The organism is Chthoniobacterales bacterium (assembly GCA_018883245.1).
Taxonomy (GTDB): Bacteria; Verrucomicrobiota; Verrucomicrobiia; order Chthoniobacterales; family JACTMZ01; genus JACTMZ01.
Genome location: VEQL01000063.1, coordinates 1 through 9,525 on the forward strand (window position 1 = coordinate 1; position 9,525 = coordinate 9,525).

General features: G+C 59.8%; 11 protein-coding genes. 3 read left to right on the forward strand and 8 right to left on the reverse strand.

Annotation, left to right across the window (positions count from 1 at the left end):
• The coding region (locus tag FGM15_13085) for a helix-turn-helix domain-containing protein (protein MBU3666791.1) at positions 1–442 on the reverse strand (442 nt) is incomplete at its 3' end.
• The gene (locus tag FGM15_13090) at positions 439–990 is read right to left on the reverse strand and encodes a hypothetical protein (protein MBU3666792.1); all 552 of its coding nucleotides are present in this window, start codon (positions 988–990) and stop codon (positions 439–441) included. The genes FGM15_13085 and FGM15_13090, both read right to left, overlap by 4 nt.
• Before the next feature lie 209 nt (positions 991–1,199).
• Here FGM15_13090 and FGM15_13095 point away from each other — a divergent pair, with 209 nt between their 5' ends.
• The gene (locus FGM15_13095; GenBank protein MBU3666793.1) at positions 1,200–1,412 is read left to right on the forward strand and encodes a helix-turn-helix transcriptional regulator; all 213 of its coding nucleotides are present in this window, start codon (positions 1,200–1,202) and stop codon (positions 1,410–1,412) included.
• On the opposite strand, the gene FGM15_13100 is transcribed toward FGM15_13095, so the two are convergent.
• From FGM15_13100 to FGM15_13125, 6 genes are all read right to left on the reverse strand, one after another.
• Positions 1,409–1,996 (reverse strand): hypothetical protein, encoded by a 588-nt coding sequence (locus tag FGM15_13100; protein MBU3666794.1) that lies wholly within the window; start codon positions 1,994–1,996, stop codon positions 1,409–1,411. The two genes, FGM15_13095 and FGM15_13100, sit on opposite strands and share 4 nt — an antisense overlap.
• A 55-nt stretch (positions 1,997–2,051) precedes the next feature.
• A complete protein-coding gene (locus FGM15_13105; GenBank protein ID MBU3666795.1) occupies positions 2,052–2,828 on the reverse strand; it encodes an IS5 family transposase in 777 nt (258 codons plus the stop codon).
• 500 nt (positions 2,829–3,328) lie between these two features.
• The gene (locus FGM15_13110) at positions 3,329–4,528 is read right to left on the reverse strand and encodes an endo-1,4-beta-xylanase (protein MBU3666796.1); all 1,200 of its coding nucleotides are present in this window, start codon (positions 4,526–4,528) and stop codon (positions 3,329–3,331) included.
• 124 nt (positions 4,529–4,652) lie between these two features.
• Complete coding sequence (locus tag FGM15_13115; GenBank protein ID MBU3666797.1) at positions 4,653–5,804, reverse strand: carbohydrate ABC transporter substrate-binding protein; 1,152 nt, start codon at positions 5,802–5,804, stop codon at positions 4,653–4,655.
• 16 nt (positions 5,805–5,820) lie between these two features.
• Positions 5,821–6,885, reverse strand: coding sequence for a Gfo/Idh/MocA family oxidoreductase (locus FGM15_13120; GenBank protein MBU3666798.1), 1,065 nt, complete (start codon positions 6,883–6,885; stop codon positions 5,821–5,823).
• Positions 6,882–8,084 (reverse strand): L-rhamnonate dehydratase, encoded by a 1,203-nt coding sequence (locus tag FGM15_13125; protein MBU3666799.1) that lies wholly within the window; start codon positions 8,082–8,084, stop codon positions 6,882–6,884. The genes FGM15_13120 and FGM15_13125 overlap by 4 nt, the downstream gene beginning before the upstream one ends.
• Between FGM15_13125 and FGM15_13130 the strand changes: the two genes are divergently transcribed.
• Together FGM15_13130 and FGM15_13135 are read left to right on the forward strand one after the other, a co-directional pair.
• On the forward strand, positions 8,083–9,060 hold the full coding sequence (locus FGM15_13130) for an AraC family transcriptional regulator (GenBank protein ID MBU3666800.1): 978 nt from the start codon (positions 8,083–8,085) through the stop codon (positions 9,058–9,060). The genes FGM15_13125 and FGM15_13130 overlap by 2 nt on opposite strands.
• A gap of 57 nt (positions 9,061–9,117) precedes the next feature.
• A partial coding sequence (locus FGM15_13135; GenBank protein ID MBU3666801.1) for a dihydrodipicolinate synthase family protein occupies positions 9,118–9,525 on the forward strand: 408 nt, incomplete at its 3' end.

Here is a 9,525-nt window from a genome sequence, read left to right on the forward strand (position 1 = left end):
ACTTTCTCTCTTCTTCAATGCCAGCGGTGGAACGCAAAAACCTTTCAATCTCCGATACGGCAAACAGCGGCGTGCGCAGCGAAAGGCTTGGACGCAACAGACCTCGCTTCCAAAGGCGGTAAACAGTGACCCTCGAAACTCCAAGCGCCCTCGCCGTCTCCTCCGTGTTGAGCGCAAGGCGATCGCGAAACGGTTCCATCGGCACAGGAGGCGCTGGTGGAGCTGGATCAGCCGGAGCACTCAGCGCCCGCTGTGCCGCCTCGATGCAACGCTCGAGTTGCTCGGCGGTCAGATTCACAAACACCGGCTCCGGAGGCAGTTCGTCTCCGAGCATCTGCCGCAGAATGTCCAGTGGCTCGCGCTTGAGCATCGGCGCCAGTCCGTGCTCGACCAGCGTGCGCAAGTGGATGCGGTCAGGCAGCGTGGGATCGTCAGCCTTCATGCATCAACGAGGTGATCGAACAGCCCTTGCTCAAGCGGCATCAGCGCCGCCTGCTCGGCCTTGAAGAAGTCAGCCTTCGTCTTGCCCATCGATTTACCGCGGCGCGTGTGGCAATCGAACGCGTAGTCAGGAACCGGCACATATTCCGGCGCGCTGCGCAGTTCATCGGCCAACGTGTCGGGATCAATGCCGCGCACTTCATCGTAAACGAAGTTCTGCAGGTGGTCCGCATCACGGCTCTTCTTGGCAGCACACAGAAGGATCACTGCTTTCGAAATGAAGATGCGGCCACGGGCGCGGCGGCCGGAGAGGTTCGCGTTGATCATGGCATACGAATCATGCAGCGCTTTGATCTCTTGGGTAATAATTCCCCAGCAGTCCTCGGCCGACACCGTGAGCAGTCGCTTCCACACGTAGTTGCCGAAGCCGCTGGCCCAGAGTTCCAGAGCCCAATAACCGGCGTATTGGGTTTCTCCGCGTCGGATGGCCTTCTGCATCGCCGAGCTTACCTCGCCGAAGTCATATCCTCTGATCGTCCGTAATTTCATGCCGTGCCCTTTGAGGCCGAACATGTCTGGTGTGAAGTTTTGCATCCCCTTTGGCCTCTCGCAGGAAACGCACTGAATCCATCAGTTTTTTTCACCATTTTTCGCATCCCGCAAAGGGTATCGCCTGGCAGGCACAGAACCTAATTTCCTCGGGGGTGCATTGAGGGTGCGGCATTGACTCGGTGCTGCGCGTATCGCGTAGTAGCACCATGACTCGGAAGAAGTTTTCCAAGCTACTGAAGGACTATCGTGAAAGACGCGGATTCACGCAGGAAGACGCGGCTAAGCACTTGGGCGTTTCCGTGCGCACGCTGCAGAACTGGGAGATCGCTCGGAACATGCCGAGGGCCTTCGGGCTCAAGGCTCTTGTTGCCGCTCTCAAAAGACCTGAACAAAAAGAACGAAACCGCCTTCCGACTTAACTCACTACGAATCTGTAACACACGCAGTTGGGGTAGGTTTGGCCCGGAACCAAGGTTGAGGAGGGAAATGTCGGGTGGTTGGGAGCGTCGGGAAAGTTTTGCGGTTCAAGGCAGAGGCCGGCGCGGGGGCCGTAGTTCCGGCCGGCGTGGCCGGTGACTGAACCATCTAGGAAACTCCCGTCATAGAATTGGATGCCGGGCTGGTTGGTTGAGATTTCCAGCATGCGGCCACTTCGCGGGTCCGAGAGACGCGCTGCCAAGACGAGGTCGTCCGCCGCCGCGGAACGATCAAGCACCCAGCAGTGATCATACTCCAAATCTTCCTGGTTTCGCACTGTGCACGGCTGGCGAAAATCCATCGGCGTTCCGGCTACGGATCGGATTTCGCCGGTGGGAATCTTGCCGTCCGTCACAGGAAGATAGGCGTCCGCGAAAAGTTGCAAGACATGTCCGTCGATATTCGGCGCCTCTCCTCCGGACAAATTCCAATACGGATGGTGCACCAGATTGACGATGGTCGGCGCATCGCTGACGGCTTCCGCGGTCCAAGTCAACCAGCGCTCCGGCCCCACGCGATACGTCACGGTTGCTCTGAGGTTGCCAGGATAGCCCTCCTCCCCGTCTGGAGAGCAGTAGAACCTATCCCAAAACCTCTTTCATGAGGAGAAGAGCGCAGGCGAAATGAAGAAAACCTTGGAAAGCGAGTTGGGATTTTTCCCAGCGAATGCAAAGGCGCCGGTAGTTTTGTAGCCACGCGATGGTGCGTTCGACAGTCCAACGACGTTTGTAGCGACGCAAGGCGCGGCCGTCCTGCGAGACGCGTCGGTTGGCTCGTTTGGGCGCAATCATTTCCATGCCTTGCAGGGCGAGTTTTTCATCCAAGGCATCGCTATCGTAGGCCTTGTCGCCGATGACTCGTTCGGGCAACTCGGAGCTGAGCATGAAGCCGAAGAGTTCCTGGATGAGGCTGCTTTCATGCGGGTGGGCCGGAGCTGTGCTAACCGCCAACGGCAGTCCCTTGGCATCGACCAAAATCATGATTTTCAATCCTTTGCCGGCCTTGGTGCAGCCGATGCCTGCGCCACCGCCTTTGGCTTTGGCGAAGGTGCCGTCCACGAAGCATTCATAGAGACGGAAGCGAGCTTGCTCTTCAACCAAGCGACCCATCGAACGCATGAGATGATCAAAAACCCCCGCCCTCACCCAACGCAAGAACCAGCGATGCACACTGCTCTTGGAACCAAACCGCTTGGGCAGATCTTTCCACTTCGCGCCGTTGTCCAAGACCCAGAAGATCCCGGCCAAAGCACGGCGTTTTTCGATCGGCGGTCTGCCGCCTTTGCGACTGACCGCATGGACGGGAACCAACATTTCAAGGACATCGAGTTGTGTTTTGCTGAGTATAAGCATGACCATAACTCGGCAGCGTTCATGCCAATAATGGGAGTTTTGGGATAGCTTCTACTAAAAAATGGCAACCTGGCTGTCGTGCAAAATCGTGTTCCGACCCGAACGCGAACTCTGCTCGTTAGCCAGACCGCTGCGAGTTTTGCGGTGCCGGGAAAGTGGCTCCCCGTGCACCCCTCAGGTGAGAAGGTTTCGCTCTTTTCTATCCGTAGAAGCCCTTTGACGTTGAGGCGGTTGCAGGATTTCGAATCCTGCTCGTTACCGATCCCAAGAATGCGTAACTGACGGACTGTGGTTAACCCGGGCTAAGGTCCGCAAAAACGCGCGTTTGGATATAATCAGATGACGGGGATAGCGAGCAAAGTCCGGGGCATCGGAAGCTGGTGATGTCTACATTCATTTCCAATGCGAAATCGACGTCGCGCATCCATTTGGCGCGCGCAACCCGTGAGGAGCAGAATCAACAGAACTACATGGAGTATTGCGTTCGCGCGCAAAGCCGACCAACGTCAAGTTTCAGGCGCTGGTTTGCCATCTTCACCAGCCGACGGTTTTTGGGCTTTCTGCTCTTTTTTCGAGCGTTTGATCGCCAGCACAGCCGAGAGTGCCGGCTTCGGTTGCAGCGCCCGGTCCCATAGCAAGGGGTGGTTGGTGCGCTTCGACGGCCAGTTGTTGAGCCAACTCCGTCCGTCGTGCAGGCCCCAGAAGGTAACTCTCGTGATCTTGTCTTGATGCTTCAGAAACAAGGCGAAAAGCCGCGCGTATTGTTCGGCCAAACGTTGTTCGACATCGTCGGGGAGGCCGTTCACAAAAGGGTCGTCACCGTCCTGTTCCCTGCGCCTCACCTCGGCACCGGAGGTCTCGCGGGCCACAACGTCGATATCAAGCTCGGTAATCATCACCTTCATACCCAAGCGGTCGAAAGCAACGATCGCATCCTCGATATCCTCGAACGGAATATGGTCGAGTTGCCAGTGGCCTTGGATGCCTATGCCATCGATGGGTGCACCGCGCCGCCTGAGGTCACGAATGAGGCGCAGCGTTTTGTCGCGCTTGGGGCGGCGCTCGATGTTGTAGTCATTGTAGTAGAGTTCGGCATCGTGGTCCGCCTTGCGAGCGGCGATGAAGGCTTCCGCGATGTAATCCTCGCCGATACTGGTCAGCCATTTGGATTTCCGCAGGTAGTCATCGCCATCGTCTATGGCTTCGTTGACCACGTCCCAACTCTTCACCCGGCCGGTGAAATGTCCGGCGACCGCCTCGATATGTCGCCGCATGCGTTGAATCACCAATTCCCGGCCGGCGGGCTGGCCGGCATCGGAGAAAAACCATTCTGGGCACTGCGCATGCCAGATGAGGGTGTGGCCATTGACCGTGAGTCCGTTGTCGCGGGCCATCTCCACAAGAGCATCGGCCTCGGAAAAGTTGAAGTTACCCTCCGTTGGCTGCAGTGACTCCGGCTTCATACAGTTCTCCGGCGTGAGGGTGTTGAAATTTTCGAACAGCAACTGTCGTTCCGCCCCGGTGAGTTCGGTGTCGGGTATGGCCGCGCCGAGAGCAAAGCTGTTGCCGAAACGCCCGAGGAGAGTGTTTTCAATCTGGCTCTGGGAGAAAGTGGACGGACTTTCGCCAAAAGATTCCGGCCCTAGCACCAAGCAAAGGGCAAATATAGCCACCAAGGCTGACCAGGCTGTCCGTTTACTTGTCATGGCTCTAAGTCTGCCGCAAAAACGACAATTCGTCAAAATGGCTTATAAAAGGTCTTGGTGCGCTTCCCAACTCAGCAGAAGGAGATTCAAGCTCGGCTCTGTGAAACGCAAGACTGCCGAGGTCTTACGGATGCCCGCTCCGCCAGCTATCACGATAGCGCTTGTTGATTTCATCCCAAACCCGATCCGCGGTCGCTTCACCGCGCAAGTATTGCTGCAAAGGAACTCCCGCCTCCTCCTGCAAGGGCACGTAGCCGTCGTAGCGCGGACGGACGAGGCAGTGCTCCTGATCCGCGAGAGAGTCCCGGAAGAAACCGCCGGTGACGAACCCAAGCGACGGGTCGACCCAAGCTTCCCGCCGGGAGGGCTGTCCGCCGGCCAGAGTGTAAATACCCGCCTGCACTGCCGCGCTGCCGGTGAAAAGCGCGTAATCGAGGGCGCGGTTCACCTCCGGGCATTTCTTCGACACCGCGATGCCCGTGCCGCCGACAATGCTGCGCAAGGGACGCCCGTCATCGAGCTTCGGCAAAGGACCGTAGCGCAGCGGCCGGGCGGCGAACGACGGGCGGCAATAATTCCCGTAGCTGTAAGCAAAAGCGCAAAGGGCAATGTCATCGCCGCGTGTCATGTGCTCGGCGATGGCGATGGGATTCCATTCGTGGATTTTTGCCGGCATTTTTTCCGCGAGACGCCGAAGCAGATCCATCGCGCCGCGACCGGACGCTGGGTCGCAGATCCTCTCCGGATCGGCGGCTATTTCCCCGCCCAAGGCGGCGACGAGCATCGACCAATTGAGGAAAAGATCGGCGGGAAAGCCCGGCATGACGGCATGTCCGGCGTCGGCAAGAGCCACCAACTCGCTCCACGTCTCCGGAAACTTGAGGCTGTGGCGCTGCAGCAAGTCCGGTCGGCAGCTCGGGGTCGGTGTGGCTGCGTCGATTGGAATGGCCAGAAGTTTGCTTTCGTAAAGGTAGCTCTCGAAGCTCGGCCCCACCGAGTTGGCCTCGAGATCGGTGCGCTGCGCGGCGGAAAGCAAAGGCGCCAAGTCGTGGACCAGACCGCGGGCGAAACAACAACCGGCCCACGGATGATCGATAACAATGAGATCGAACCTCCGCGCCAGTTCGTCGATCGGCATGTGACCGAATTCGTGGAGCGAGCGTTTCTCCCAGCGGATGCGGACACCCGGATGCAGTTCCTCGTAGCGCTGCGCGGTGGCCACCAGCGACGGCAAGGCGCGACTGTGGTTCCAGGTGATGCCGGTTAGTTCTAGCACGCTGACAACAACCTCCTTAAAGGAAGACTTTCACCGGAAGGTTGGTCTTCGATGATTGAACCGCGGCCTCGATGACCTGCATTGAAGCAAAGCCGAGGCGTCCGTCGGACCCGTTCGGCGCCAAACCGAGCACCGCATCCACGAAGTTGTCCAGCGGTCCACGCTCAGGGTAAATCCCCGCGGCGGGAATCGGCGGTAGCACGCGGCGCTCGCCCTCGAAGGGAATGAAGACCGCCTCGCCCTTCCACAACTCGAGCAGGACGATTCCCCTGGTCCCGTAAACGCGCACTTCGTAATTGCGCTCGGACATCGGTGTGGCGCCCGTGCTGGCCACCGTGACAAGGGCGCCGTTCTCCATCGTGACTGTCAATGCGTCGTAGATGTCGTTGACCGAGCCCTCGTTCTCGAACCGCGCATAGACCTCCACCGGACGCAGACCGGTGAGAAAAGTGAGATAAGCGGCCGCGTGGGAAATCTGGCAATAAATCTGGCCGCCGCCGGCGATGGCCGGATCATTGTAAGAACCGATGCACGGCTCGATATAGACATCGGCCTGACCGTGGGTGGGCGTGGTGTTGATCCCCTTGAGAAGCTTGTCGATCGGGTTGGTCATGAGGACGGAAATCATGCGGATCTCGCCGAGGTCCCCGCGCCGGATCATCTCGCGCACCTCCATCCCGTGCGGGGTGAAGTGCCAAGGGCAGCTGATGAGCAACTGAACGCCCTTGGCTTCGGCCAATTCGCACAACTCCTTCGCCTCGGCCGCGGTGAAGGTCATGGGTTTCTCCAGCAAAACGTGCTTGCCGCGTTCCAAGGCCGCCTTGGCCTGCACATGATGCATGTTGGGCGTCGTGGCGATGACCACGGCGTCGAGTCCGGGCAATTCAAGCAAGGCAAACGGATCGGTCACAGCGTGCGCGGCGCCAAAATCCCGCGCGACTTTGTCCGCTTTATCCTGCGAGCGCGACTGCACGGCGACCAATCGGGCGCGCGGGTGGGCGTTGATCGCCGGGATGTGGGCTGAGGTGGCCCACCAACCGGCGCCGATCACACCGATTCGCAAGGGGGATGCGTCTTTCATGCGTCTTGCGGTTGGTATGGTTTGAGCTTGTCGCGGTTCAAATCGACCCCGAAACCGGGTTTTTTCGGGTCGAGTGTGATCCGGCCGTTCACTGGTAGCGGCTCCCCGACGATCGTGTCGAAGATCGGGTGCAGGTCGCGGCCTTCGCCGGTGGTGAGGAATTCGGCGTAGGGACTGTTCGTGTTGCTCATGACGAAGTGGTAATTGTAAACAGACGCGCCGTGCGGGATGACCGGCATGTCATAGGGCTTCGCCATGGCCGCGATTCGGCGCGTCGGGGTGAGGCCGCCGCACCATTGGATTTCCGGCTGGATAATATCCGTCGCGCGACGCGCGATGATGTCGTGAAAGGCTTTGTAGTGATACTCGAGATTGCCCGTGGCGAGCTGTATCGGCGCGATGCGCTCGCGCAAATAAGCGTTTTGCTCCGTGGCCCAACCGTTCTGCAGCGGATCCTCGAACCATTTGACGTCGTAGGGACGGATGCGCTCGGCCAAACGGGAGGCAAATTCAACGTCCCACGAAAGATAGCAGTCGATCATTATCTCCATGTCGTCGCCGAGATCAGAGCGCAGCTTGGCGATGAGGTTTTCCATGTTCCTGAGCCCCTCGCGTCCGCTCTCCACCCCCCACGGGGCGGCGATTTTCACGCCGAAGAATCCGCGGTCTTTCCAATGCTCCGCGTAGTCGGGATGGATCGTGGCATAGCACGGGATGGACTCCTTGGTCTGTCCTCCGAGCAACTTGTAGACGGGGAGGTCGAGGGCGCGGGCCACCAGGTCGTGCAAAGCGATATCCACTCCGGCCATGGCCATGTTGGTGATTCCGCCGAGGCCGTAGGGCATGGTCGAGCGGTTCATCTGGTCCCAAATCAGCTCGATGTTGAAAGGGTCCTGGCCGATGAGGAACCGGCGGAAATGCTGGTCGATCACCGCGCACGCGAAAGCACCGCCGCCGTAGTTCACGCACGCACCGGTGACGCCCTCGTCGGTTTCGATCTCGATCGCGTAGGGATCCTGGCCCGGCCCCATCCACAATGAGCGGATGCGCGCATATTTCGGGTGCACCGACATGGGGTTGGAAATGAGTGTGCCGGCCTGCCAGCCGCCCCCCCAGTATTGCGACTCGCCCTGGGCTGCGCCCCGCGCGCCCGTGTCCCCGCTGGTGATGGTGTAGAGTTTGAAATCGGTGATTTTCATGCCAGCCGTGAAATTGGCCTTTCCGGAAGCCGCTAGCCAAGTATTCGAGTTTTTATTTTGCGACAATCTGTGTCAGATTTTCGACACCGTGCGCCGCCCGACCGCAAATGCATTCCACTACCCGCCTCTGGATGCGACTTCCTTGCGCGCGGGGTGCTGCCTCACGTCGGTCGGCGCGCTCGCCTACCGCTCCGGGCAGAAGTATCCGCAGTCCGGCCACCCCAAAGATTTCGACTTCCGCTGGCAACGCGGCCGCAAATTGCCGGATTTCGCGCTCGTGCTCATCGTCGCGGGGCGCGGGCAGTGGGAAACGGAGCGCGGAGGACTGCAAAGCGTTGCAGCAGGCGACGCGTTCTATCTCGTGCCGGGCGGCTGGCACCGCTACCGCCCTTCACCCGCCGCGGGATGGACCGAGAAATGGATCTGCCTGCAAGGTGCCTCGCTCCACGGACTCGTTGTCTCCGGGCTTCTCCCCGACGATTGCCTTCACCTGCGCGGCGGCATAAGGCCGCGCATGGAACCACGCCTCGACCGCCTGCTGCGCGATGTCGCGTCGGAGCCCGGGGTGAATCATCCGTCGTGGGGCTTGCGGGCCCTCACCATAATGCTCGAATGCTTCGAGACCGAATCACCGAGGGTGGAACCGGCCGCGCGCAGCGGCGCGACCGAGGAAGCCATGCGCTTTATCCGTGAAAACGCCCACCGGCCGATCGGCGTGCGCGACGTGGCCGCGCAGTGCGGCATCGAGCGCCGCACCCTGGAGCGGCGATTCGCGGGTGCCGGACTGCCGCCCATCGGACGCAGCATCATCATGCAGCGCATCGCCCGCGCCGAATTGCTCCTGACCGAAACCGCCATGCAAGTGAAAGAGGTGGCCTACGCCTGCGGGTTTGGCAGCCCCCAACGCATGATCTACGACTTCCGGCGCATGCTCGGGACCACGCCGGGGCGGCTCAAAGCGCGCAAAACGCATTGACACCCGCCTTTCCGGACGCAAGTTTCTTGTTAAGAAATTACGACAACCTGTCGCCCTATGTCTCGCATCGCCGGAATTTATTGCCCGAACATCGTTCCCTTCCGCGACGACGGGTCGATTAACGAGGAAGAGCTGCGCAGGATCGTGTCGTGGCTGATCGACAAAGGAATCAGCGGGCTTTATCCCAACGGCAGCACGGGGGAGTTCGCCCGTTTGAGCTTCGAAGAGCGGCTGCGCGTGGTGGAAATCGTCGCCTCGGAAAACCGGGGCCGTGTTCCCATTCTGGCGGGAGCGGCCGAAAACAGCATTGATCTCGTGATTCAAGCCGCAAGGCGCTACGCCGATCTGGGTATCCGCGCCATCTCGGTGACAGGACCGTATTTTTTCAAAGTTTCGCCCGACGGCGTGGAGGCATACTTCCGCGAAGTGGCGCGCCGCAGCCCGCTCGACATCCTCCTCTACAAC

What these genes read in the sequence shown, in the direction of transcription:
- FGM15_13090 (MBU3666792.1), bottom strand. Translation starts at nt 990, where the DNA reads ATGAAATTACGGACGATCAGAGGATATGACTTCGGCGAGGTAAGCTCG.
- FGM15_13095 (MBU3666793.1), top strand. Translation starts at nt 1,200, where the DNA reads ATGACTCGGAAGAAGTTTTCCAAGCTACTGAAGGACTATCGTGAAAGA.
- FGM15_13105 (MBU3666795.1), bottom strand. Translation starts at nt 2,828, where the DNA reads ATGGTCATGCTTATACTCAGCAAAACACAACTCGATGTCCTTGAAATG.
- FGM15_13110 (MBU3666796.1), bottom strand. Translation starts at nt 4,528, where the DNA reads ATGACAAGTAAACGGACAGCCTGGTCAGCCTTGGTGGCTATATTTGCC.
- FGM15_13120 (MBU3666798.1), bottom strand. Translation starts at nt 6,885, where the DNA reads ATGAAAGACGCATCCCCCTTGCGAATCGGTGTGATCGGCGCCGGTTGG.
- FGM15_13130 (MBU3666800.1), top strand. Translation starts at nt 8,083, where the DNA reads ATGCCAGCCGTGAAATTGGCCTTTCCGGAAGCCGCTAGCCAAGTATTC.
- FGM15_13125 (MBU3666799.1), bottom strand. Translation starts at nt 8,084, where the DNA reads ATGAAAATCACCGATTTCAAACTCTACACCATCACCAGCGGGGACACG.